The following is a 21,802-nucleotide window of genomic DNA, read 5'->3' on the forward strand; positions in this document are numbered from 1 at the left end:
CGTTGCGGCAGAGGCCCCGATGACCATCACGCCCTGGGATCTGCTGTTCTATGGCGGCGCACTTGTCATCCTGTTCTTCACGCCTGGGCCGGTCTGGGTGGCGCTGACGGCGCGCGCGCTGTCAGGCGGTTTTGCCTCGGCCTGGCCGCTCGCCGTCGGGGTGGTTCTGGGCGACGCGCTCTGGCCCTTGGCGGCGATCTTCGGACTGAGCTGGATCCTCTCTGCCTTCGAGGGCTTCATGGCGCTGATGCGCTGGATTGCGGCGGGCACATTCCTGATCATGGGATTATTGCTGATCCGCAACGCCGGGCGCGGCCTCTCGTCCGACAGCCGCCTGACCAGGCCCGGTCGTTGGGCGGGTTTTGCGGCAGGTGTGGCTGTGATCCTTGGCAACCCCAAGGCGATCCTGTTCTACATGGGTGTGCTTCCGGGTTTCTTTGATCTGACGCGGATAACCGGCGCCGACATCGCGGCAATCGTCGCCATGTCGATGGTGATCCCGCTGGCCGGAAATCTGGCTTTGGCGCTCTTCATCGATCGTGCCCGGCGGCTTCTGTCCTCTCCGGCGGCCTTGCGGCGTACCAACCGGATCGCCGGCGGGCTTCTTGTTCTTGTCGGCGTGGTAATTGCCCTCACCTGACCCCAAATATGGTGTCCAAGGCGTGACAATGCCGGGCCGAACCACTATAAGTCGCGCAAGTTTCAAAGGAAGATCCGCATGGCCGAAGCAGCACAGATTCCGGAAGAATACGGCGCAGAATCCATCAAGGTTCTCAAGGGACTGGACGCTGTCCGTAAACGGCCGGGAATGTATATCGGTGATACCGACGACGGTTCGGGCCTGCATCACATGGTCTATGAGGTGGTCGACAACGGCATCGACGAGGCCCTTGCAGGCCATGCCGACCATGTGAGCGTCAAGATCCACGCCGATTCCAGCATTTCGGTGACCGATAACGGCCGCGGCATCCCCGTCGACATCCACAAGGAAGAGGGTGTTTCGGCAGCCGAAGTCATCATGACCCAGCTGCATGCCGGCGGCAAGTTCGATCAGAACAGCTACAAGGTGTCGGGCGGCCTGCATGGCGTGGGCGTTTCTGTGGTGAACGCGCTTTCCGACTGGCTTGACCTGCGCATCTGGCGCAATGGCAAGGAACACTATGCCCGCTTCGAACGCGGCGAAACAGTCAGGCACCTGGAGGTGGTGGGCGAGGCCCATGGCAAGAAGGGCACCGAGGTGCGGTTCCTGGCCTCGACCAGCACGTTCTCGAACCTCGACTACAGCTTCAAGACGCTGGAGAACCGCCTGCGCGAGCTCGCCTTCCTGAACTCGGGCGTGCGGATCATCCTTGAGGACGAACGTCCGGCCGAACCGCTCCGGTCGGAACTGTTCTACGATGGTGGCGTGCGCGAATTCGTGCGCTACCTCGACCGTTCGAAAACCGCATTGATCCCCGAGCCGATCTTCATCACCGGCGAACGCGACGGGATCGGTATCGAGGTGGCGATGTGGTGGAACGACAGCTACCACGAAACGGTGCTGCCCTTCACCAACAACATTCCCCAGCGCGACGGCGGCACGCACCTGGCGGGCTTTCGTGGCGCGCTGACCCGGACGATGAACATCTATGCGCAATCCTCCGGCATCGCCAAGAAAGAGAAGGTGAGCTTCACGGGCGATGATGCCCGCGAGGGGCTGACCTGCGTTCTTTCCGTCAAGGTGCCCGATCCGAAATTCTCCAGCCAGACCAAGGACAAGCTGGTCAGTTCCGAGGTGCGACCGGCGGTCGAGAACCTTCTGAACGAAAAGCTGAGCGAGTGGTTCGAGGAGAATCCCGCCCATGCCAAGCAGATCGTCGGCAAGATCATCGAGGCGGCGCTGGCGCGCGAGGCGGCGCGCAAGGCACGCGAACTGACGCGCCGCAAGACGGCAATGGATGTGGCCAGCCTGCCGGGCAAGCTGGCGGACTGTCAGGAGAAGGATCCTGCACGTTCGGAACTGTTCCTGGTCGAGGGCGACTCGGCCGGTGGTTCGGCCAAGCAGGGGCGTTCCCGGGCGAACCAGGCCGTTCTGCCGCTGCGGGGCAAGATTCTGAACGTGGAACGGGCCCGCTTTGACCGGATGCTGAGCAGCCAGGAAATCGGAACCCTCATCACCGCGCTTGGCACCGGGATCGGGCGCGACGAATTCAACCTCGACAAGCTGCGTTACCACAAGATCGTCATCATGACGGACGCAGACGTCGACGGTGCCCATATCCGGACCCTGCTGCTGACGTTCTTCTTCCGCCAGATGCCGCAACTGATCGAGGCGGGGCACCTCTATATCGCCGAACCGCCCCTGTACAAGGTGTCGCGCGGCAAGTCCGAGGTCTACCTCAAGGATCAGGCGGCGCTGGAGAACTACCTGATCCAGCAGGGGGTCGAAGGGGCCCGCCTGCGGCTTGGCACCGGCGAGGAGATCATCGGCCAGGATCTGGCCCGCGTGGTGGAAGAGGCCCGCGCCGTGCGGCGCAGCCTGCAATCCTTTCCGACGCACTATCCGCAGCGGATTCTGGAACAGGCGGCCATTGCCGGCGCACTTCTGCAGGGACGCGTCGATCAGGATCCGCAAGGCGTGGCCGATGAGGTCGCAGCGCGACTTGATCTGGTGGCGGTGGAATACGAACGCGGCTGGCAGGGGCGGCCGACCCAGGATCATGGCCTGCGCTTTTCGCGGCTCCTGCGCGGGGTCGAGGAGGTGCGGACGCTTGACGGGCAGGTTCTCCGTTCGGGCGAGGCCCGGCGGCTTGCCAGCCACACCAAGGCCCTTCAGGATGTCTATCGACAGCCGGCGCGGCTGATGCGCAAGGACCGTGATCAGCTGATCCACGGACCGGTCGAGTTGCTGGATGCGATCCTGACCGAGGGCGAAAAGGGACTCAGCCTGCAGCGGTACAAGGGCCTTGGCGAAATGAACCCGGATCAACTGTGGGAAACCACGCTCGACCCCGAGGCGCGCACGCTGCTCCAGGTCCGGATCGAGGATCTGGCCGAGGCTGACGACATCTTCACCAAGCTCATGGGTGATGTGGTGGAGCCGCGGCGCGAGTTCATCCAGCAGAACGCGCTGAGCGTCGAAAACCTCGACTTCTGAGCCGGGCCCGCGCCTTGGTGGCGCGGGCGACATGTCAGAAGTAACTTCGCACCAGCGCCGCCGAAATAAGGCTCCAGCCGTCAGCAACGACGAAGAAGGCCAGCTTGAACGGCAGCGACACGATTGCTGGGGGCACCATCATCATGCCCATCGACATCAGGATCGCTGCGACGACGAGATCGATGATCAGGAACGGCAGGAACACGAGAAAGCCGATCTCGAAGGCGCGCGCAACCTCGCTCAACAGGAACGAGGGAATCAGCAGAGACAGGGGCGCATCGGGCACCAAGGCCTGATCTGCGGCATCAGGTCGGAGAGAGCGGAGATGCTCGAAGGTTTCGGCGGTGACCCGGGCGGTCATGAAGCGCCGGAACGGATCAAGCGCCTGGGCGAGGGCGGGCTCGACGGCAAGCTCGCCTTCCAACAATGGCGCGATGCCGGTTCGATACGCCTCGGAAAAAACCGGCTCCATGACGAAATAGGTCAGGAACAGCGCAAGGCTGACAATCAGCATGTTGGGCGGCGACTGCTGAAGCCCGATCGCCTGGCGCAGGATGGACAGCACCGTCACGATGAACGGAAAGCAGGTCACCATGATGGCGATGCCGGGCACAAGGCTCAGGATCGTCAGAAGTGCAAGCAGCTGCACCGAGCGGGCGGCAAGCGAACCCTCATCCCCAAAGGAAATCGAAATCTCCTGGGCCGTTCCCGCCGAGGGCATCACCGCCAGCGCCAGCAGGATCAGCCAACCGAGCCTAAAGCCCATCTTGCAGATCCGCCACTTCGGTCAGGCGCACGGCAAGCTGCCCCGCCTGATCGCCGTCAAGCTCCTGCAGTTCGCCCCGCGCGATCAGCTTGTCACCGACATAAAGCTCGACAGGGTCATCCACCTTGCGGTCAAGCGGCAGGACCGAGTCCCTGCGCAAGCGCAGCAGATCCCGGACGAGCGGGCGGGCGCGCCCGACCGAGATCGTGATCTCGATCGGAACCTGCGTGAACGGATTGGCGGGCGATGCGAGATTCTCATCCATGGATACGTGCCTCTGATTGCAAAGCGTAGAAACCGGTGACGGCGGCACGGATGTGTTCCACGGCATCGTCAAGGTCGATTGCCGTTTCCGTATCGCCAAGGCGAAGGGCTGCCTGGCCCGGCAGAAGCGCCGGATCAGCGAAGAAGTGAACCGGGAAGCCGGGATCCTCGATCGCAGCGGTCACGGCCGCCAGATCGTCCTGCGCGACCGCGATCTGCACCGGGATCCCGGCCGCCGCAGCGGCCGCAGGCATCAGCACTTCGGAGATGATCCCCGGAAGCGCCGCGCGTGCAGCCTCTGGCAGAAGCTTGGCCAGCATTTCGGAGAAGAGCGGTTGCAATGCGCGCAGCACATGACCGCGCGCCTCGTGATAGGTGAACGACATTTCCTGAAGGGCCTGCGCAATATCTTCGCGCAGGCGCAGCTGATCCTGTTCGGCAGCGCGCATCGCATCGTCCAGCCCGCGCTGGTATCCTTCGTCATAGGCAGTCAAACGTGCCGTCTCGAGTTCTTGCTCCGAGAAACGTGGCGGCTCGGGCGCGGCTTCGGGCGCGTCGAATTCACGCAGTTGAATCCTGCGGGCCATCATGCGCGCTCCTCCCGGTCTTCCATCCATCCGCGCAGGATCTCGACCGATTCCTGCTGGCGTTCCTCGATCAGCCTGCGAAGACGAGATACGGGATCGTCGCTTTCAAAGCTCTCGCCCGGGTCGCCTGTCATGATGGGGAACATCGGCAGATCGCCAAGATCTATCTCTCCCGAAAGCGGCGGCAGTTCGGGCAGGGCCGTCGCTGCGGCCTCGGGCTCGGCCGGTGGTGCAGGCAGCGCGGCAGGCGTGGCTTGGGCGCTGAGCAGCGGCCGCACCACAAACAGTCCCAACACTAGGGCCACCAACGCCAGAACTGCCAGCTGGATGAGCGACATGAGATCGAGTCCACCCAGTATGTTCGCTTCGACCAGCGCGCCGAGGGGCTGCACCGGCTCGAACTCGAACGCCTTGATCGTGATCACGTCCCCACGTGCGTCATCAAAGCCGATCGCCGAAGCCACAAGTTCCTTCAAAGCCTCGAGCTCGGCTTCGGATCTCGGCGCCAGCACCGGGATTCCATCCGCGCCCGGAACCTTCGGTTCATCCAGAAGCACCGCCACCGAAATGCGGCGAATCGAACCGGGCGCGCGGATGACCTCACGCTGAAGCTCAGAGACTTCATAATTGACCCGCTCCCGCGTTTCGGCTGTCTGGCTTTGCGAGCTTCCGCCCCCATTCGCGGCCTCGCCATCCGGGAGGTTGCTGGCAACCGTCACCTGCGCCCGGCCCTGATCGTTTGAGCTGGTGCTGCGTTCCTCGGTTTCTGCACTGATGGCCACGCGGCTTTCCGGGTCAAAGCGTCGCTCGACGATCTGCTCGCTTTCCATAAGGGTTTCGACGCTGACCTCGACCACTGCCTTGCCGGCACCGACCCGAGCCTCAAGGAGCCGCTCCACGTTGCGCTTCAACTCCAGCGCGCGATCGTCGCCGGTGCGGGCAACCGCAGTGGGGTCATCTCCGGCGACGACGATACCGCCAACGCTGTCGATCACCGAAACATCCTCGGGCTGAAGCCCCGCCACCGCCGATGCGACCAGAAACTTCAGCGCCTTCGCCTGACCGGGGGCGAGCTGTCCGCCAAGCGTCGTCACCGTAACCGATGCAGAGGGCCGGATTTCGCGCCGGAAAGGCTGGGTTCCGGCCGGTGCAATATGGACGCGGGCGGCGCGGATCTGCGGACTGGCGGTAATGGTCCGTGCCAGTTCACCTTCTTTCGCGCGCCAATAGGCGGCGTCGAACATCTGCGATGTGGTGCCGAAACCCGACAGGCCGTCAAGAAGTTCGTATCCTGCGGCATTGTTGCTGGGCAGCCCGTCGGCGGCAAGCGACATCCGGATCTCGTCCCTCCGGGGGCTTTCCACCCAGATCGAATCACCTCTGACTTCGTAGGTGATGCCCCGCTGATCGAGCGCACGCACGACTTCGCCCGCCGGCCCGCTTTCAAGCCCGCCGTAAAGCAGCCCCATCGTCGGCGCGGTCGCAAGGCGGGCAACCGCGAGAACGGCGGCAAACATGGCAACAGTTGCGAGGACGACGACAGCCTTGCGCTGCGGGCTGAGGGCGGACCAGACCGAAAGTAACTGCGGCACGGCGATTCTCCTTTCATGGGGGCCTTCTGCCCCGCGCCGGGCCACTTTTGCCGATCGGACTTAACAATTGGTTAGTGTCCTCAGGCCTATAGACGATGAGCAACCTAGAACGGGGAACCTCATGTCCGAGTCGGAAGAACTGACGGAAAAGACCGTGGGCAAGCGAAGCAAGCTGCCTCTTGTCCTTGGCATTTGCGCGGCACTGCTTCTGGGCGGTGCGGGATTCTACACCGTCTACAGCGGGCTGATTCCCGCCTTCGTCAGCAGCAGCAGCAAGCCGGGCGGCGAAGCGGCACCAAGCTTCGTGCCCCTTGATCCGCTCATCATCTCGCTGGGTCCGCAGTCGCGCAGCACCCACCTCCGCTTCGCTGCCCAGCTCGAGGTCGATGGCGCGCATCAGAAGGAGATCGTGGCCCTCATGCCCCGGATCCAGGATGCGATGAACGGCTATCTTCACGCGCTCGAGATGCGTGAACTGGAGGAGCCGGGCGCCCTGATCCGACTGCGCGCCCAGATGCTGCGCCGCATCCAGATCGTCACCGGAGAAGGCCGGGTCAAGGACCTTCTCGTTACCGAATTCGTCCTGAACTGAGGCTCAAGATGCAGATCATTTCCGATATTCTTCTTGCCGCGGGCGCCATTGCCGCCGCGGTCTACTGCCTGGTCCTGTCGCGCCGGCTCAAGCGCTTCACGCGGCTCGAGGGTGGCATGGGCGGTGCAATCGCCGTGCTGTCGGCCCAAGTGGACGAACTGACACGCGCCCTCAAGCGCGCCGAGGCGGCCACGAAGGCCTCGGCCGGCGCGCTTGATGAACAGATGGCGCGTGCCGCGGCCGCAACGAACCGGCTCGAGCTTCTGCTCGCCGCAATGCATGACCTGCCCGACCTTGAAGAAATTCCCCGAACCATGTCCCGCCGCTCTGTGCGACGCAATTCCACCCGCAGCCGTTATGAGGTGGCGGAATGAAGGCCGCACCGAAACCCCGAGGCCGTGCGCGCCGCGGGACTCTGTGGATCGTCGTGGCGGTTCTGGCTGCTTCCGGCGCAATCCGGCTCGGCGTCGGCGTCGCCGAGGCCGTCGCGCGCGACGAGACGGAAAGACCGCCGGCGACTGCCGCGGCGGCCCCCGACCCCGCGCCCCTTCTCGCGGCCCTTCAAGCGCGTGAAGCCCGGGTTGCCGAAATGGAGGCAGCACTCGCCGACCGGATGCAGGCGCTGAGCGTCGCCGAAAGCCGCATCAGCCTGCAGATGCAGGCACTGGTTGACGCCGAACGCGCCCTTTCCGCAACCCTCGCCCTGGCTGATCAGGCGGCAGAAACGGATATCGCGCGGCTGACAGCAGTTTACGAAAGCATGAAGCCGAAGGATGCCGCAATCCTGTTCGAGGAGATGGAGCCCGAGTTTGCCGCAGGCTTCCTTGCACGGATGCGACCCGAAGCGGCAGCAGGTGTGCTTGCCGGGCTCGAGCCGCGCAGCGCCTATGCCATCAGCGTGATCCTCGCCGGGCGCAACGCCCTTGTTCCGACGGAGTAGCCGCAATGGAACGCTTTGTTAATGATCCTGCCGAAAGCTTCGGGCAGGCACGATTCCAGCCGGAGGCAGCGACATGATCGGTATTTTCGGGATAGCAATGATCTTCGTCATGGTGTTCGGCGGCTATCTTGCCGCGGGTGGACACATGGGGATCATCCTCAAATCGCTGCCGTTCGAGCTGATGATCATCGGCGGCGCGGCGGTCGGTGCGTTTCTCATCGCGAATGACAAGGCCGCGATCAAGGCGACGCTCCGCGATCTGCGCAAGGTGTTCAAGGGACCCGTGTGGCAGCCAGGAGATTATCGTGACCTGCTGTGCCTTCTGTTCGAGCTGATCCGCCTGGCCCGCCAGAACGCGGTAGCGCTTGAAGAACATATCGAAGCACCCGCGACCTCCGAGATCTTCAACCGCTATCCCCGCATCCTTGCCGATCACGAGGCGGTGGAACTGATCTGTGACACGCTCCGCTCGGCCTCGATGAATTATGACGATCCGCATCAGGTGGAAGAGGTTCTGCAGAAGCGCATGGAAACGAACATGCAGCATGCAATGCATTCAAGCCACGCGCTGCAGACTGTCGCCGATGCACTTCCCGCGCTGGGTATCGTTGCGGCCGTTCTGGGGGTGATCAAGACGATGGGTTCCATCGACCAGCCGCCCGAGATCCTGGGCAAGATGATCGGTGGTGCGTTGGTCGGCACCTTTCTGGGGGTTTTCCTTGCCTACGGGATGGTCGGGCCCTTTGCCAACCGCCTGAAGGCGGTGATCGAGGAAGACGCCCATTTCTACCAGCTGATCCGCGAGGTGCTGGTTGCCAACCTTCACAACCACGCCACCAACATCTGCATCGAGGTCGGACGTCAGAATACCCCGCATCACGTCCGGCCAAGCTTTGGCGAGCTTGAGGATGCGCTGAAAACCGTCAAGCAGGAGGCAGCATGAAACGGATCCTTACCTTCACCAGCGCACTTGCACTCCTTGCAGCCCCGGCCGTTGCGGAAGAGGTGCGGGTCCTGTCCGGCGAACACGGCCGCTTCACACGCCTCGCCATGGTGCTGGAAAGCCCCTCGGGCTGGGAATTCGGCCGCGTCGAAGGCGGCTATGAGCTTCGCTTTGCACGCGGCGGGATCAGCTTTGATACCACCAGCGTCTTCAGCCGGATCGCGCGGCGCCGCATCGCGGACGTGGCGGTGAACCCGACGACGAACGGCCTTCGCATCGCCCTGGACTGCACATGTTATGCCAACGTCTTCGAGGACCGGCCCGGGCTTATCGTCATCGACATCCGCGAGGGGCGCGCGCCCGCCGCCTCGCGCTTCGAGATGGCCCTGTCGGACGTACCCCCGGCGGTTCCGGCAATCATCGCCCCCAATGCCCCGGAAGCCATCGCAACCGATTTCAGCCTGTATTGGCGCGGTCGTCTGGTCTCCGAGGGGCCGCCCGTCCGCGCCGAAGCGCCATCGCCCGAACCGGACCCGGACGATACCGGTCGCTTTGCCCAGGCACAGGCACATCTCGTGGAACAGCTTGCCCGCGCCGCCTCGCAGGGTCTTCTTGAGGCAAGTGTCGCGGATCTTCCGGGCACCCCGGGCGCCGAGCCGTCACCCAGCGCGCCCCCGCCGCCCGAACCTGCCCCCGCCCTCGCAGGTCACCTCAGCCTGCGCGCACAAAGCGCGCTCGATCGCGAGCTTGCCGGCCCTGCGGCCCGGCTTGCCGATATCTCTCCTTCAATCTGCGCCCCCGACAGCGTCTTCGATCTTTCCGATCAGGGGGACGGGCGCCCGGCGGCCGATCAGATAGCACGGGCACGCGCTGCCGTGGTGGGCGAATTCGATACCCCTTCTGTCGCAGCCATCGAAGCCATGGCGCGAACCTATCTTCATTTCGGGTTCGGGGCCGAGGCACGGCGCAGCCTTACCGCGTTCAACGTGGTCGTTCCCAACGGCGAGATCCTCGCCACCATGGGGTACATCCTCGATTCTCAGCAACCGCGCTCCCAGAGCTCCCTGGCCGGGATGACGGGATGCGACGGGGCTGCGGCCCTCTGGGCGCTGCTCGCAGCCGCCTCTCCCCCCGAGCGGGACACAGTCAACACCGAGGCGGTCGTTCAGGGTTTTTCTGCACTTCCTCTGCATCTGCGGCGTCATCTTGGCGACCGCCTTGCCGAGCGCCTGCTTGCGCTGGGTGAGACAGAGGCCGCAGAACTGGTCCGCAAGGCGATCGAGCGCGCCATCCCGGACGATGAAAGCGGGCTTTCGCTGCTGAACGCGCGGATGAACATTGCACGTGGCAAAGACAGCGCCGCCGAGAAAGAGCTTCGACGGGCAGCCCAGGCAGGCGGAGCGGAGGGGGCAGAGGCCCATGCCTGGCTTGTCGAGACGCGGCTGCGGCAGGGGCAACCCGTCGATCCCGATCTTGTCGCCACCGCTGCGGCCCTTGCCTTCGAACACCGCGGTACAGAGCTTGGCCGCCGTCTTGCGCGGGCCGAGGTGCTGGCGCTTGCCGCGTCCGGCGCGATCCCGGACGCCTTTGCCGCCTTCGTCCGGCACGGGCAGGATCCGGATGCCGCAGATCCGCTGCTTGAGTATCTGACGGGCCTTGCCCCCGATGCTATGTTTGTCGAGCTTCTCTACGCGCATCGCGACCTTCTCGAGACCCCGCGCCCAGCAGCCCTTCGGCGCGCGGTTGCGCGCAGGCTGATCGATCTCGGCTTTCCGGAACTAGGGCAGTTGCCGCTTCTTGTTGCATTGCCGCCGGAAGCGGCGGATCGGGTACTTCTGGCCGAAGCCGCTCTGACCCGTCGCGACCCCCAGCAGGCGCTTCGGCATCTTGCCGGGCTTGAGGGGGCGCCGGCGTCGCGTGTGCGGGGACTGGCCCTTGAGGCGCTTGGCCAGCATGCAGCGGCCGCCCTGGCCTTCGCCGAGGCGGAGGACGGGGCACTGCAGGCCGAGGCGCTTTGGAGGGCGGGCGATATCGCAGGCGCGGCAGAACTCGATCCGGTGCGCCGCGACACTCTGGCGGCCATCGCGCCGACGGTCCTGCCCCAGCAAAGCGATGCCGACACGTCAGAAACCCTGCCAGGGGACACAGCGGCCGCAGCCGAGCTTGAGGTGACGCTCGCCGCAAGCCGCAGCCTTCTTGAGGACAGCCGCGCCAACCGAGAGTCCCTCGAAGCCCTGCTTGCAGCCTTCGAACTCCCGCGCCGACCCTGAGCCCTGGGGCCCGGGTTGCAGCCCCGGGCCACAACCGCCATATACCCCGAAACGGAGGCACTCATGGCGGAAGACACATTTCCAGGCTGGCACGGCACCACGATCATTGGCGTGCGAAAGAACGGAGAGGTGGTGATTGCGGGCGACGGCCAGGTGAGCCTGGGCCAGACGGTCATCAAGGGCACGGCACGCAAGGTGCGACGCCTGTCGCCGGGTGGTCGCGATGTGGTGGCCGGCTTTGCCGGTTCGACCGCGGATGCCTTCACGCTTCTGGAGCGGCTGGAGGCCAAGCTTGAGGCCACGCCGGGACAATTGGCCCGTGCCGCCGTTGAACTTGCCAAGGACTGGCGCACCGACAAGTATCTGCAGAAGCTCGAGGCGATGCTGATCGTCAGCGATGGGCGCGAACTTCTGGTCATCACCGGGGCGGGCGACGTTCTGGAACCGGAACAGGATGTGGCAGCGATCGGCTCGGGCGGGATGTATGCCCTTGCTGCCGCCCGCGCGCTTATGGACGGCCCGCTTGATGCCGAGGCGGTTGCGCGCCGTGCCATGGGCATTGCGCAGGAAATCTGCGTCTATACGAACGGCAACCTCACTGTTGAAAGGATCAGCGCATGAGCAGTCTCACCCCGCGCGAGATCGTCTCGGAGCTGGACCGCTTCATCATCGGGCAGAAGGACGCGAAGCGGGCGGTGGCAGTCGCGTTGCGCAACCGCTGGCGGCGCAAGCAACTTCCCGATGACCTGCGCGACGAGGTTTATCCCAAGAACATTCTGATGATCGGGCCCACCGGCGTCGGCAAGACCGAGATCTCGCGCCGGCTTGCCCGGCTTGCCCGCGCGCCCTTCATCAAGGTCGAGGCGACGAAGTTCACCGAAGTCGGATATGTCGGCCGCGACGTGGAACAGATCATCCGTGATCTGGTCGATGCCGCCGTGGCAATGACCCGCGAGACGATGCGCGAGGACGTGCGCGCACGCGCGCATGACGCCGCGGAAAATCGGGTGATCGAGGCCATCGCCGGCCGCGACGCGCGCGAACAGACCAAGGACATGTTCCGCAACAAGCTCAAACGCGGCGAACTGGATGACACGGTGATCGAGCTTGAGGTCACCGACAATTCAAGCCCGCTGCCCATGATGGAGATCCCCGGCCAGCCGGGCGCCGGCATGATGAACCTGGGAGATCTGTTCGGTAAGGCGTTCGGAGGCCGCAAGGTCCGCCGCAAGATGACCGTGTCCGAAAGCTATGAACTGCTGATCGGCGAAGAGGCGGACAAGCTTCTGGACGACGAGGCCGTCAACCGCGCAGCGCTCGAAGCCGTCCAGGAAAACGGCATTGTCTTCATCGATGAAATCGACAAGGTCTGCACCCGCTCGGATGCGCGCGGGGGGGATGTAAGCCGGGAAGGTGTGCAGCGCGATCTGTTGCCGCTGATCGAGGGCACGACGGTTTCCACCAAATATGGCCCGGTCAAGACCGACCACATCCTGTTCATCGCCTCGGGCGCTTTTCATATTGCGAAACCGTCGGATCTGCTGCCGGAACTGCAGGGGCGGCTACCGATCCGGGTCGAACTGCGCGCCCTGACCGAAGAGGATTTCGTCCGCATCCTTCGCGAGACCGAGAATGCCCTGACGCGGCAGTATGCCGCGCTCATGGCAACCGAAAATGTCCGCGTCAGCTTTACCGACGATGGCATACAGTCGCTGGCTCGGATTGCTGCCGAGGTGAACCAGGCGGTGGAAAACATCGGCGCTCGCCGGCTCTACACCGTAATGGAACGGGTTTTCGAGGAACTGTCCTTCGCGGCGCCCGATCGCGGCGGCGATGAGGTGACGGTGGATGCCGCCTTTGTCGAGCAGAACCTCGGATCACTGGCACGTTCGGCTGATCTCAGCCGCTACGTGCTCTGATCCGACCGGCGAGGGCGGCTTTCCCGCCCCTCGCCCATCAGCGGCCTATCTCGGACGGCGCAGATAAACATAGTAGGCACCCGCGCCACCATGGCGCAAATGGGCCTGGGCCAACTGCAGCACCACTGGCCCCAGCGGCGGCGCAGCAAGCCATTGCGGCACCTGGCGTTTCAGGACGCCGGGGTGTTGCGGGATCGGGCCATCATCCTGTCCGGGCCGCCCCTTGCCGGTGATGACAAGCACCAATCGCCTTTCCGCCGCATGCGACGCAAGGATGAACCGAGTCAGCGCCGGATGCGCCTGGGCAACCGTCATTCCGTGAAGATCGATGCGGGCCTCGGGGACCAGCTTGCCGCGCGACATGCGCTCGAATGATTTGCGGTCCATCCGCAGCGGGCTTCGCGCCAGATCTTCGCTGGCCGGCGGGGCAAGATCATGCGCTGGATGCGTGTCGCGCGTCTTCTGGCCAATGCTGAATTCGGGCAGTGGCGGGCGGGGCCCCTGAACGGGCGGGGCCGCCGCGGTTTCGACCGGACGCTGAACGATCTTGCGCAGCGGCACGGCCGAGGCCGCAACCTGATGCCAGAGATCCTGTTCATCGGGCCGAAGCCCGCGCGGCGTACGGCGGGCCATGGCCCTAGCCCGAGGTGCGCCGCCGGGGTCGGGCGTGTGAACGCGCGCTCATTCCCCTGTCGCGACAAGCTGCCAGTTCGGGTTGTCGGAACCCATCTGGCGGGCAAAGGTCCAGACATCCTTCTGACGCTTGATTTCCGACGGGCTGCCTTCGACGATCTCGCCTTCGCGGTTGCGCACCACCGAGGTCAGTTCGCCCACGAAACGAACGGTGATCTCGGCATCCCGCGTGGCCGCGTCGAAGGAGGCATTGACAAGCGACAGTTCCCGCAGGCCGATGAAGCTGGCCTGAACGGTCAGGCCCTCACGCTCGCGCAGTTCTACCACCTCGGCCAGGGTATCGTAGACGTCGCGCGACAGGAACGGCAGGATGCTGTCCAGCTCGCCATTCTCGAAGGCCATCAGAATCATTTCGTAGGCGCCCCGCGCCCCGTGCAGGAACTCGCCCACGTTGAAAGCCGGCTCTGCCATCTTCATCGAGGCCAGCGCCTTGGCAGCCGGGCTGCCTTCCGGGGCGTGATCGGCGATATCGGCATCCACCCCGCCCTCGATCACGTCGAACTGGGGCCGGTTCGCCGCCGGCGCCTCGCCCATCGGTACGGGGGGTTTTTCGAATCCCTCGCGCGTACCCAGAACGCTTTTGAGGCGGAGGATCAGGAAAATGGCAATCCCGGCCAGAACAAGAAGTTGGATCACGGCAGAACTCATCGGTGCCTCTTGGGTGGGCAGAGGGGGTTGGTTTCATCGGCGGTCCGACCTTATGTAAGGCAGGGAAGCGCCCAAGTCCACCGCGCGACCCGGATAAGGACATGTGACATGTGGCTACTTGCTCTTTTCATCGCGGTTCCATTGATCGAGATCGCGCTGTTCATCCAGATCGGCGGCTGGCTCACCTTGTGGCCGACGCTTGCGATCGTGGTGCTGACCGCGCTGATCGGGACGGCCCTGGTGCGCCAGCAGGGGCGACAGACGCTGATGGATCTGCGCGGCGCATTGGCCGAACTGCGCGATCCTTCCGCGCCGCTCGCTCATGGGGCCTTGCTGCTGCTGGCGGGGGCACTGCTGCTGACGCCTGGCTTTCTGACCGATGCGGTGGGGCTTCTGCTTCTGGTGCCGCCGTTCCGCGTGGCGCTGATGCGTCAGGCGGCGCGGCATGTACAGGTGACCCGGTTCGAAATGGGGGGGACGCGGCGCTATCCCGCGCGACCCTCTGACATCATCGAGGGCGACTACGAGGAAGCCCAGGGCGAGGAAAGCGGCCCATCGCCAAAACGGCCCACGCACCGCCCCTCGGGCTGGACGCGGCATTGAGAAGCCGGGGATGACCTGCTAGACAGTTCCGGCATTGCTTAGCAGGAGAGTCCCATGGCCGAGAACGACAACGGCGCTGCCCCGCAGCAGCCGGCGCAGGCCGCGCCCCAGATCAAGATGCAGGTGCTCGCGCAGTTCATCCGCGACATGTCCTTCGAGAACATCGTCGCCCAGAAAGGCCTGCAGAACGGAGAGGTCACCCCTGACATTCAGGTTCAGGTCAGCCTTGACGCGCGCAAGCGGTCGGTCGCGAACCAGTACGAAGTCGTGACCAAGTTCAAGATCCAGTCGCGCAACAAGGCCAATAACAACGATCCGCTGTTCCATCTGGAGCTGGAATATGCCGGCATCTTCCTGATCGACGGTGTGCCCGAGGAACAGATGCACCCCTTCCTTCTGATCGAATGTCCGCGGATGCTGTTCCCGTTCGTCCGCCGCATCGTCAGCGACGTGACGCGCGATGGCGGTTTCCCGGCGCTGAACCTCGACACGGTGGATTTCCTCGCGCTTTACCGCCAGGAGCTGGCCCGCCGCAGCGCCGAACAGCAGCAGCCTGCCGCGACGCCCGTCAACTAGGAGGTTCGCCCCCGCCATAGCGGTTCCACAGGGCCGCCTCGCCCATCTTCGCAACGAAGGCAGCATGGGCGAGCGCCTCTTCCTCGGTGAGACGTGGCGCAAGCGGAACAGGGCGCGGCTGCGGCCGCCAGGCCGTATGTCCCATGGCCGGCGCGGCCTGCGAGGTGCCTGCAAGCGCGAAATCAGGTTGCCGCCCGCCGATCAGTTCCAGATAGACTTCGGCAAGGATTTCGCTGTCCAGAAGCGCGCCGTGCTTTTCCCGCGCGGAATTGTCGACGCCGAAGCGGCGACATAGCGCATCAAGCGAGGCCGGCGCGCCGGGAAACCGGCGCTTGGCAAGCGCCAGGGTATCCAGCGCGCGATCATTCGGCAGGGTCGGAAGGCCGGCCCATCCCAGTTCGGCATTGAGAAACTTCATGTCGAAGGCAGCGTTGTGAATGACCAGACGCGCCGATCCCACGAAATCCAGAAACGCCTGCCCGACGGCACGGAACACCGGCTTGTCACGCAGGAACTCATCGCCAAGCCCGTGAACGGCAAAGGCTTCGGCAGGCATCGGACGCTGCGGATTGATATACTGGTGATAGGTGCGCCCGGTCGGAACGTGATTGAGCAGTTCCACCGCGCCGATTTCGACGATGCGATGCCCTTCCGAGGGTTCGAATCCCGTGGTTTCGGTGTCGAGGACGATTTCACGCATGTTTTCGGTCCCTCAGGCTGGAGACCAGTGATTGCACCGCTGCCCGCGTCTGTTCAAGCCCCGTCGTTTCGATCACATGGGTCGCACGGCGGCGTTTTTCCGCATCCGGCATCTGCTTGGCCAGCAGGATTTCCATCCGCGCGGCAGTCATGCCCGGGCGCGCAAGAACGCGGCTGCGCTGCACTTCGGGCGGCGCCGTGACCACAAGCACCGCATCCATCTGCGCATCGGCACCCGTTTCGAAAAGCAGCGGGATGTCCAGCACAACCAGATCGCCCCTGGCGTTGTTCAGGAACGCAGCGCGATCCGCGGCAACAAGCGGATGCACCACAGCTTCGATCCGGGGCAGCGCGTCCGGATCGCGCGCGATCCAGTCGCGCAGGCGCTCCCGATCGACACGGCCATCGACCACCGCCTCGGGGCAGAGCGCGCGCAGCGGTTCCACGGCATCGCCTTCGTAAAGGCGATGAACGGCCGCATCGGCATCCCAGACCGGAACCCCCAGATCGCGGAACATGGCCGCGGTGGTGGATTTGCCCATGCCGATCGAGCCGGTCAGCCCAAGGCGGAACGGGCGGCTCATGCCGAAAGGACAGCCGCCCGCGTCGCGGCATCGACTTCGGGCCTTTGTCCGAACCAGCGTTCGAAGCAGGGCGCGCCCTGATGAAGCAGCATGCCGAGGCCATCGACCGTGGTGCAGCCCCGTGCAGCGGCTTCGGCAAGGAAGGTCGTCCGCAGCGGCGTATAGACAAGGTCGGTCACCAGCGCGGTGGGCGAGATCGCATCGTAGGGGATGCGCAGATCCGGCTTGCCGGCCATGCCGAGCGCGGTGGTGTTGACCACGGTCACCGCACCTTCCAGCATCTCGGCGCTTTGCACCCAATCGTACACGATGACCTTGGCGCCGAACTCTGCCCGCATCGCCTCGGCCCGTGCACGGGTCCGGTTTGCGATGCGGATCTCGGGCGCCCCCACCTCGATCAGGGATGAAATGACCGCACGCGCCGCACCCCCGGCACCGAAAAGTGCCACGGGGCCAAGCGCCGGCTGCCAGTCGGGCGCATTCTGGCGCAGATTGGCGATGAAGCCATAGCCATCGGTATTATCGGCGTGAATCTTGCCGTCCTGGCGGAAGATCAGCGTGTTGGCCGCGCCGATCAGTGCGGCGCGATCGCTGACCACATCGGCAATCTGAAGCACGGTTTCCTTGTGCGGAATCGTGACGTTGACGCCCAGGAACCCCATCTTTGGCAGCGCGTGCAGAACCTCTTTCAGATCGGCCTGAGCCACGTCCATGGGGATGTAAAAGCCCGGGATGCCATAGGTTCTCAGCCAGTGGCCATGCAGGGCGGGCGAGCGGCTGTGCGCGATGGGCGAGCCGATTACCCCGGCCAGCCCGATCCGTTCGGTTGTCATGCAGCGATATCTCCGCGGATACTCAGAAAATTCAACATCTCGATCAACGGCAGCCCAAGGGTGGTGAAATAATCCCCCTGAACCGCCGCAAACAGGCGGACACCCTCTTCCTCGAGCTTGTAGGCGCCGACCGAGTGGCGAATGCTGTCCCAGTTGCGGGTCACGTAATCCTCCAGATAGGCGTCGCTGAAGCTGCGCATGGTCAGGCGGACCTGCCCGACATGGCGCCAGACGGGTTGTCCATCCTCATATATCACGGCCGCCGACAAAAGCCGGTGGGTCTGGCCGCGAAGGGCGCGCAACTGTGCCCGTGCTGCATCAGGGTCGGCCGGCTTGGTCATGATCTTCTTTCCGAATTCGAGAACCTGATCGCAGCCGATGACCATGGCAGCCGGGTGACGGAGGGATATCTTCCGCGCTTTTGCCTCGGCCAGCGCATCGGCGACGTCGCGCGGCGGGGCCTCTTCGGCGGCAAGTCCTTCGCGCAACGCCTCTTCATCCACGCGCGCGTCCTGCTGTTCGATCGCCAGCCCGGCATTCGTCAGCAAGGTGCCACGGATCGCCGAGGCGGAAGCAAGAATGATCGGTCGTGGCATGTGGAAAACCCTGTGGTGGAATCGGCAGAGGAATCGGCGAACGGATTGTGGGCGGATCAGGCCCTGCATCGGAATCCCCGATCCCGGGGCCGGATGTCAAGAAACCGCGGCTGGTTATCCACCGTGGACAAAGGAGCCGCGCTGCCTGTGGAGAAGATCTCGGCCACACCAGCGATCCCATCTTATCCACAGAGTGTTAACGCGCTTTCTGCATACAAGGTACTGGTTCAGAAAGAATATTTAGAAGTTGTGCCCGACTGGTCATTTCGTGCACAGAGTTATACACAGGTTGCCGTTCTTGTGGAGAGAGGGCGGGAAAACGCAGGAATTAGGGTTATCCACCGGCCTTACTACATCAACTACTTTTCTTTCTAATATTCTTTCATTTAGAAAGAAGGCCCCGTTCAGCAGGTCAGATGTCATGTGGGACTTCCTCGCGCTCGCCTATCCCTGGATCAAATCCCTGCATATCCTGTCGGTAATCGCCTGGATGGCGGGGCTGTTCTACCTTCCCCGGTTGTTCGTCTATCACGTGGAACGGGTGGCAGCGGGTGGCGATACCGATCTTCTGTTCCAGACAATGGAACACAAGCTTCTGAGATACATAATGAATCCGGCGATGATCGCCGCCTGGATCTTCGGTCTGTTGCTGGTCCTGACCCCGGGCATCGTCTATTGGGGGTCGGTCTGGCCCTGGACGAAGGCGGCGGCGGTGCTGGGCATGACCTGGTTTCATCACTGGCTGGGCCTTCGGCGCAAGAACTTCGTGCGCGGTGACAACAAGGTCTCGGGCCGGCATTACCGCATGATGAACGAACTGCCGACGCTGTTTCTGATCGTGATCGTCTTTTCGGTCGTGCTGAAGTTCTGAGAGATTTGACTCAGCGCGATCTGGCGTGTATCTGGCCTCAGGCAGGGCCGTCCGGTCCGTGCATTTCCCGTTCCGACCTGGTGCCGGCTGCTGAAGATGCGGCCCGAAAGGCATATTGATGACCCAAGACCGTCTTACGCTTTCATCGCTCAAGGCAAAAAGCCCGGCAGACCTTCTGGCGATGGCCGAAGAGCTGGAGATCGAAAATGCCTCGTCCATGCGCAAGGGCGAGATGATGTTCTCGATCCTCAAGGAGCGCGCGGAAGAAGGCTGGGAGGTATCGGGCGACGGTGTTCTCGAGGTTCTTCAGGATGGTTTCGGCTTCCTCCGTTCGACCGAGGCCAACTATCTGCCTGGCCCGGATGACATCTATGTGTCGCCCGAGATGATCCGCCAGTTCAGCCTGCGCACCGGCGATACGGTGGAAGGTGTTATCCAGGCGCCGCGCGAGAACGAGCGCTATTTTGCCCTGACGCGGGTGACCCGCATCAACTTCGACGAACCCGAACGCGCACGCCACAAGGTGCATTTCGACAACCTCACGCCGCTTTATCCTGATGAACGGCTGCGGATGGAGATTGACGACCCCACGGTCCGCGACCGGTCCGGGAGGATCATCGATATCGTCGCACCCATGGGCAAGGGGCAGCGGGCGCTGATTGTGGCGCCGCCACGGACCGGTAAAACGGTGCTTTTGCAGAATATCGCCCATTCGATCGCGCAGAACCATCCGGAATGCTACCTGATCGTGCTGCTGATCGATGAACGGCCTGAAGAGGTGACGGACATGCAGCGCAGCGTGAAGGGCGAAGTTGTCTCCTCGACCTTCGATGAACCTGCGACGCGTCACGTGGCTGTTGCCGAGATGGTCATCGAAAAGGCCAAACGTCTGGTTGAGCACAAGCGTGATGTCGTCATCCTGCTTGACTCGATCACCCGTCTGGGCCGCGCGTTCAACACCGTGGTCCCCTCGTCAGGCAAGGTGCTGACCGGGGGTGTGGATGCGAACGCCTTGCAACGCCCAAAGCGCTTTTTCGGCGCCGCGCGGAATATCGAAGAAGGCGGATCGCTCACCATCATCGCAACGGCGCTGATCGACACCGGCAGCCGGATGGACGAAGTGATCTTCGAGGAATTCAAGGGGACCGGCAACTCCGAGATCGTGCTTGACCGCAAGGTGGCGGACAAGCGCGTCTTCCCGGCGATGGATATCCTCAAATCGGGAACGCGCAAAGAGGATCTTCTGGTCGACAAGGCCGATCTTCAGAAGACCTTCGTGTTGCGGCGGATCCTGAATCCGATGGGGACGACCGAAGCCATCGAGTTCCTGATTTCCAAGCTGAAGCAGACCAAGTCGAACAGTGATTTCTTCGATTCGATGAACACCTGACGGAACGGGCCATGGACACGATCTTTGCTTTGGCCACCGCACGCGGCAAGGCCGGGGTAGCGGTTGTGCGGTTGTCAGGACCGGATGCCTGGCCGGTGGTTGAAACCTTGGCGGGGACCCTGCCGACGGCCCGTCGTGCCGCCTTGCGGACCTTGCGGAACAGGGAAGGGGAGGTTCTGGACCAGGCGCTGGTGATCCTTTTTCCGCGCGGTCAGAGCTATACCGGTGAAGAGGTGGCAGAACTGCAGCTTCATGGCAGCCCGGCGATCATACGCTCGGTGCTTGCCTGGCTTGACCAACAGCCCGGTCTGCGCCCTGCCGAAGCCGGTGAGTTCAGCCGCCGTGCGCTTGAGAATGGCTGCATGGACCTTGCCCAGATCGAAGGGCTTGCCGATCTTCTTGAGGCCGAAACCGAAGCGCAGCGCCAGCAAGCGCAGCGGGTTTTCGCAGGCGAGATAGGGCAGAGATCCGAGAAGTGGCGCAGCCGTCTTGTGCGGGCCGCGGCGCTTCTGGAGGCCACGATTGATTTTGCCGATGAAGATGTTCCGGTCGACGTGGCGCCCGAGGTTTCGGCCCTGATTGCCGAGGTTCAGGGCGAACTCCGCCAGGAAGTCGCGGGAAGCTACTTTGCCGAGCGTGTTCGCGACGGCTTCGAGGTGGCAATCCTTGGCGCACCGAATGCCGGAAAATCCACCTTGCTCAATGCCTTGGCCAGACGTGAAGCTGCGATCACATCGGCCATTGCCGGAACGACGCGGGACATCATCGAGGTTCGGATGGACCTTGATGGCCTCCCGGTAACCTTTCTTGATACCGCGGGACTTCGAGATACCGAGGATGAGGTCGAGGCCCTGGGCATCAGCCGCGCCCTTGCCCGTGCGGACTCGGCGGATCTTCGTATTCTACTGGTCGAGGGAGAGGCGAAGCCGCAGCTCGCGCTGCGGCCGGATGATCTTGTGGTGCGGGGAAAGGCGGATCTGGCTCCGGGTCAGGGATTGTCCGTCTCCGGCAAGACGGGCGAGGGGCTGCAAGAGCTCACCGCCCGAATCACGCAGATCCTGTCCGACCGAGCCGCCCGGCCGGTCACACTTACGCGAGCACGCCATCGCCGCGCAGCCGAAGGGGCCATATCTGCTTTGGATCGCGCCCGGGATCAGTTAGAACAGAACCTTCCCCATCCCGAATTGGCGGCCGAAGAGCTTCGGAGCGCGATTCGGGCCTTGAATGCGCTCGTGGGGCGGGTAGATGTCGAAGATCTTCTGGACGAGATCTTTTCCAGCTTCTGCATCGGCAAGTAGGA

General features: G+C 63.7%; 24 protein-coding genes. 14 read left to right on the plus strand and 10 right to left on the minus strand.

The features are described 5' to 3' along the window. The first annotated feature begins 19 nt into the window (after positions 1–19). Entirely contained in the window at positions 20–640 is a 621-nt protein-coding gene (locus ACFQXB_RS00310; RefSeq protein WP_377397367.1) for a LysE family translocator, read from the plus strand. A 78-nt stretch (positions 641–718) separates the two neighbouring features. After that, on the plus strand, positions 719–3,136 hold the full coding sequence (gyrB, locus tag ACFQXB_RS00315) for a DNA topoisomerase (ATP-hydrolyzing) subunit B (RefSeq protein ID WP_377397370.1): 2,418 nt from the start codon (positions 719–721) through the stop codon (positions 3,134–3,136). A 34-nt stretch (positions 3,137–3,170) separates the two neighbouring features. Here the strand turns inward: gyrB and fliP are convergent, their stop codons facing one another. From fliP to fliF, 4 genes are read right to left on the minus strand one after another with little or no spacing between them, the layout of a single operon-like run. Beyond that, positions 3,171–3,902, minus strand: coding sequence for a flagellar type III secretion system pore protein FliP (gene fliP, locus ACFQXB_RS00320; protein ID WP_377397373.1), 732 nt, complete (start codon positions 3,900–3,902; stop codon positions 3,171–3,173). Continuing rightward, entirely contained in the window at positions 3,892–4,167 is a 276-nt protein-coding gene (locus ACFQXB_RS00325; RefSeq protein ID WP_377397376.1) for a FliM/FliN family flagellar motor switch protein, read from the minus strand. The genes fliP and ACFQXB_RS00325 overlap by 11 nt, the downstream gene beginning before the upstream one ends. Further along, positions 4,160–4,753, minus strand: coding sequence for a flagellar biosynthesis protein (locus ACFQXB_RS00330; protein WP_377397379.1), 594 nt, complete (start codon positions 4,751–4,753; stop codon positions 4,160–4,162). The genes ACFQXB_RS00325 and ACFQXB_RS00330 overlap by 8 nt, the downstream gene beginning before the upstream one ends. Further along, positions 4,753–6,345: a flagellar basal-body MS-ring/collar protein FliF gene (gene fliF, locus ACFQXB_RS00335; RefSeq protein WP_377397382.1), complete on the minus strand. Its 1,593-nt coding sequence runs from the start codon at positions 6,343–6,345 to the stop codon at positions 4,753–4,755. Before fliF ends, ACFQXB_RS00330 begins: the two co-directional genes overlap by 1 nt. 121 nt (positions 6,346–6,466) lie before the next feature. On the opposite strand from fliF, the gene ACFQXB_RS00340 reads away from it, so the two are divergent. From ACFQXB_RS00340 to hslU, 7 genes are all read left to right on the plus strand, one after another. Beyond that, entirely contained in the window at positions 6,467–6,937 is a 471-nt protein-coding gene (locus ACFQXB_RS00340; protein ID WP_377397385.1) for a flagellar basal body-associated FliL family protein, read from the plus strand. 8 nt (positions 6,938–6,945) lie between these two features. Next, entirely contained in the window at positions 6,946–7,311 is a 366-nt protein-coding gene (locus tag ACFQXB_RS00345) for a hypothetical protein (protein WP_377397388.1), read from the plus strand. Further along, on the plus strand, positions 7,308–7,877 hold the full coding sequence (locus ACFQXB_RS00350; RefSeq protein ID WP_377397391.1) for a MotE family protein: 570 nt from the start codon (positions 7,308–7,310) through the stop codon (positions 7,875–7,877). Before ACFQXB_RS00345 ends, ACFQXB_RS00350 begins: the two co-directional genes overlap by 4 nt. Positions 7,878–7,950: 73 nt before the next feature. Beyond that, positions 7,951–8,820, plus strand: a complete 870-nt coding sequence (gene motA / locus ACFQXB_RS00355) for a flagellar motor stator protein MotA (RefSeq protein ID WP_377397394.1) — start codon at positions 7,951–7,953, stop codon at positions 8,818–8,820. Beyond that, on the plus strand, positions 8,817–11,090 hold the full coding sequence (locus tag ACFQXB_RS00360) for a hypothetical protein (protein ID WP_377397397.1): 2,274 nt from the start codon (positions 8,817–8,819) through the stop codon (positions 11,088–11,090). The genes motA and ACFQXB_RS00360 overlap by 4 nt, the downstream gene beginning before the upstream one ends. Before the next feature lie 63 nt (positions 11,091–11,153). Then, positions 11,154–11,711, plus strand: a complete 558-nt coding sequence (gene hslV / locus ACFQXB_RS00365) for an ATP-dependent protease subunit HslV (protein WP_377397400.1) — start codon at positions 11,154–11,156, stop codon at positions 11,709–11,711. Then, complete coding sequence (hslU, locus tag ACFQXB_RS00370; RefSeq protein WP_377397402.1) at positions 11,708–13,009, plus strand: ATP-dependent protease ATPase subunit HslU; 1,302 nt, start codon at positions 11,708–11,710, stop codon at positions 13,007–13,009. Before hslV ends, hslU begins: the two co-directional genes overlap by 4 nt. Before the next feature lie 45 nt (positions 13,010–13,054). On the opposite strand, the gene ACFQXB_RS00375 is transcribed toward hslU, so the two are convergent. Next, positions 13,055–13,642 carry a Smr/MutS family protein gene (locus ACFQXB_RS00375; protein WP_377397405.1) on the minus strand — a complete coding sequence of 196 codons (588 nt, stop codon included), beginning with the start codon at positions 13,640–13,642 and terminating at the stop codon, positions 13,055–13,057. A gap of 48 nt (positions 13,643–13,690) precedes the next feature. Then, complete coding sequence (locus ACFQXB_RS00380; RefSeq protein ID WP_377397408.1) at positions 13,691–14,350, minus strand: Tim44/TimA family putative adaptor protein; 660 nt, start codon at positions 14,348–14,350, stop codon at positions 13,691–13,693. A 108-nt stretch (positions 14,351–14,458) separates the two neighbouring features. Between ACFQXB_RS00380 and ACFQXB_RS00385 the strand changes: the two genes are divergently transcribed. Together ACFQXB_RS00385 and secB are read left to right on the plus strand one after the other, a co-directional pair. Next, positions 14,459–14,953, plus strand: coding sequence for an FxsA family protein (locus ACFQXB_RS00385; RefSeq protein WP_377397411.1), 495 nt, complete (start codon positions 14,459–14,461; stop codon positions 14,951–14,953). A gap of 54 nt (positions 14,954–15,007) precedes the next feature. Further along, entirely contained in the window at positions 15,008–15,529 is a 522-nt protein-coding gene (gene secB / locus ACFQXB_RS00390) for a protein-export chaperone SecB (RefSeq protein ID WP_377397414.1), read from the plus strand. Here the strand turns inward: secB and dnaQ are convergent. The 4 genes from dnaQ to ACFQXB_RS00410 are packed head-to-tail and all read right to left on the minus strand — an operon-like array spanning position 15,522 to position 18,241. After that, positions 15,522–16,229, minus strand: coding sequence for a DNA polymerase III subunit epsilon (gene dnaQ, locus ACFQXB_RS00395; RefSeq protein ID WP_377397417.1), 708 nt, complete (start codon positions 16,227–16,229; stop codon positions 15,522–15,524). The two genes, secB and dnaQ, sit on opposite strands and share 8 nt — an antisense overlap. Continuing rightward, positions 16,222–16,812: a dephospho-CoA kinase gene (gene coaE / locus ACFQXB_RS00400; protein ID WP_377397420.1), complete on the minus strand. Its 591-nt coding sequence runs from the start codon at positions 16,810–16,812 to the stop codon at positions 16,222–16,224. The genes dnaQ and coaE overlap by 8 nt, the downstream gene beginning before the upstream one ends. Further along, on the minus strand, positions 16,809–17,645 hold the full coding sequence (locus ACFQXB_RS00405) for a shikimate dehydrogenase (RefSeq protein WP_377397423.1): 837 nt from the start codon (positions 17,643–17,645) through the stop codon (positions 16,809–16,811). The genes coaE and ACFQXB_RS00405 overlap by 4 nt, the downstream gene beginning before the upstream one ends. Then, a complete protein-coding gene (locus ACFQXB_RS00410) occupies positions 17,642–18,241 on the minus strand; it encodes a Maf family protein (protein WP_377397426.1) in 600 nt (199 codons plus the stop codon). Before ACFQXB_RS00410 ends, ACFQXB_RS00405 begins: the two co-directional genes overlap by 4 nt. A 421-nt stretch (positions 18,242–18,662) precedes the next feature. Here ACFQXB_RS00410 and ACFQXB_RS00415 point away from each other — a divergent pair, with 421 nt between their 5' ends. The 3 genes from ACFQXB_RS00415 (at position 18,663) to mnmE (ending at position 21,800) form a co-directional block, all read left to right on the plus strand. After that, a complete protein-coding gene (locus ACFQXB_RS00415; RefSeq protein ID WP_377397429.1) occupies positions 18,663–19,112 on the plus strand; it encodes a CopD family protein in 450 nt (149 codons plus the stop codon). Between the two features lie 118 nt (positions 19,113–19,230). Further along, the gene (gene rho / locus ACFQXB_RS00420) at positions 19,231–20,502 is read left to right on the plus strand and encodes a transcription termination factor Rho (protein ID WP_377397432.1); all 1,272 of its coding nucleotides are present in this window, start codon (positions 19,231–19,233) and stop codon (positions 20,500–20,502) included. 11 nt (positions 20,503–20,513) lie between these two features. Continuing rightward, positions 20,514–21,800, plus strand: coding sequence for a tRNA uridine-5-carboxymethylaminomethyl(34) synthesis GTPase MnmE (gene mnmE, locus ACFQXB_RS00425; RefSeq protein WP_377397435.1), 1,287 nt, complete (start codon positions 20,514–20,516; stop codon positions 21,798–21,800). Positions 21,801–21,802: the final 2 nt, after the last annotated feature.

Source organism: Halodurantibacterium daqingense (assembly GCF_042666235.1).
Classification (GTDB): Bacteria; Pseudomonadota; Alphaproteobacteria; order Rhodobacterales; family Rhodobacteraceae; genus Halodurantibacterium; species Halodurantibacterium daqingensis.

What these genes read in the sequence shown, in the direction of transcription:
- ACFQXB_RS00310 (WP_377397367.1), top strand. Translation starts at nt 20, where the DNA reads ATGACCATCACGCCCTGGGATCTGCTGTTCTATGGCGGCGCACTTGTC.
- gyrB (WP_377397370.1), top strand. Translation starts at nt 719, where the DNA reads ATGGCCGAAGCAGCACAGATTCCGGAAGAATACGGCGCAGAATCCATC.
- fliP (WP_377397373.1), bottom strand. Translation starts at nt 3,902, where the DNA reads ATGGGCTTTAGGCTCGGTTGGCTGATCCTGCTGGCGCTGGCGGTGATG.
- ACFQXB_RS00325 (WP_377397376.1), bottom strand. Translation starts at nt 4,167, where the DNA reads ATGGATGAGAATCTCGCATCGCCCGCCAATCCGTTCACGCAGGTTCCG.
- ACFQXB_RS00330 (WP_377397379.1), bottom strand. Translation starts at nt 4,753, where the DNA reads ATGGCCCGCAGGATTCAACTGCGTGAATTCGACGCGCCCGAAGCCGCG.
- ACFQXB_RS00340 (WP_377397385.1), top strand. Translation starts at nt 6,467, where the DNA reads ATGTCCGAGTCGGAAGAACTGACGGAAAAGACCGTGGGCAAGCGAAGC.
- ACFQXB_RS00345 (WP_377397388.1), top strand. Translation starts at nt 6,946, where the DNA reads ATGCAGATCATTTCCGATATTCTTCTTGCCGCGGGCGCCATTGCCGCC.
- ACFQXB_RS00350 (WP_377397391.1), top strand. Translation starts at nt 7,308, where the DNA reads ATGAAGGCCGCACCGAAACCCCGAGGCCGTGCGCGCCGCGGGACTCTG.
- motA (WP_377397394.1), top strand. Translation starts at nt 7,951, where the DNA reads ATGATCGGTATTTTCGGGATAGCAATGATCTTCGTCATGGTGTTCGGC.
- ACFQXB_RS00360 (WP_377397397.1), top strand. Translation starts at nt 8,817, where the DNA reads ATGAAACGGATCCTTACCTTCACCAGCGCACTTGCACTCCTTGCAGCC.
- hslV (WP_377397400.1), top strand. Translation starts at nt 11,154, where the DNA reads ATGGCGGAAGACACATTTCCAGGCTGGCACGGCACCACGATCATTGGC.
- hslU (WP_377397402.1), top strand. Translation starts at nt 11,708, where the DNA reads ATGAGCAGTCTCACCCCGCGCGAGATCGTCTCGGAGCTGGACCGCTTC.
- ACFQXB_RS00375 (WP_377397405.1), bottom strand. Translation starts at nt 13,642, where the DNA reads ATGGCCCGCCGTACGCCGCGCGGGCTTCGGCCCGATGAACAGGATCTC.
- ACFQXB_RS00380 (WP_377397408.1), bottom strand. Translation starts at nt 14,350, where the DNA reads ATGAGTTCTGCCGTGATCCAACTTCTTGTTCTGGCCGGGATTGCCATT.
- ACFQXB_RS00385 (WP_377397411.1), top strand. Translation starts at nt 14,459, where the DNA reads ATGTGGCTACTTGCTCTTTTCATCGCGGTTCCATTGATCGAGATCGCG.
- secB (WP_377397414.1), top strand. Translation starts at nt 15,008, where the DNA reads ATGGCCGAGAACGACAACGGCGCTGCCCCGCAGCAGCCGGCGCAGGCC.
- dnaQ (WP_377397417.1), bottom strand. Translation starts at nt 16,229, where the DNA reads ATGCGTGAAATCGTCCTCGACACCGAAACCACGGGATTCGAACCCTCG.
- coaE (WP_377397420.1), bottom strand. Translation starts at nt 16,812, where the DNA reads ATGAGCCGCCCGTTCCGCCTTGGGCTGACCGGCTCGATCGGCATGGGC.
- ACFQXB_RS00405 (WP_377397423.1), bottom strand. Translation starts at nt 17,645, where the DNA reads ATGACAACCGAACGGATCGGGCTGGCCGGGGTAATCGGCTCGCCCATC.
- ACFQXB_RS00410 (WP_377397426.1), bottom strand. Translation starts at nt 18,241, where the DNA reads ATGCCACGACCGATCATTCTTGCTTCCGCCTCGGCGATCCGTGGCACC.
- ACFQXB_RS00415 (WP_377397429.1), top strand. Translation starts at nt 18,663, where the DNA reads ATGTGGGACTTCCTCGCGCTCGCCTATCCCTGGATCAAATCCCTGCAT.
- rho (WP_377397432.1), top strand. Translation starts at nt 19,231, where the DNA reads ATGACCCAAGACCGTCTTACGCTTTCATCGCTCAAGGCAAAAAGCCCG.
- mnmE (WP_377397435.1), top strand. Translation starts at nt 20,514, where the DNA reads ATGGACACGATCTTTGCTTTGGCCACCGCACGCGGCAAGGCCGGGGTA.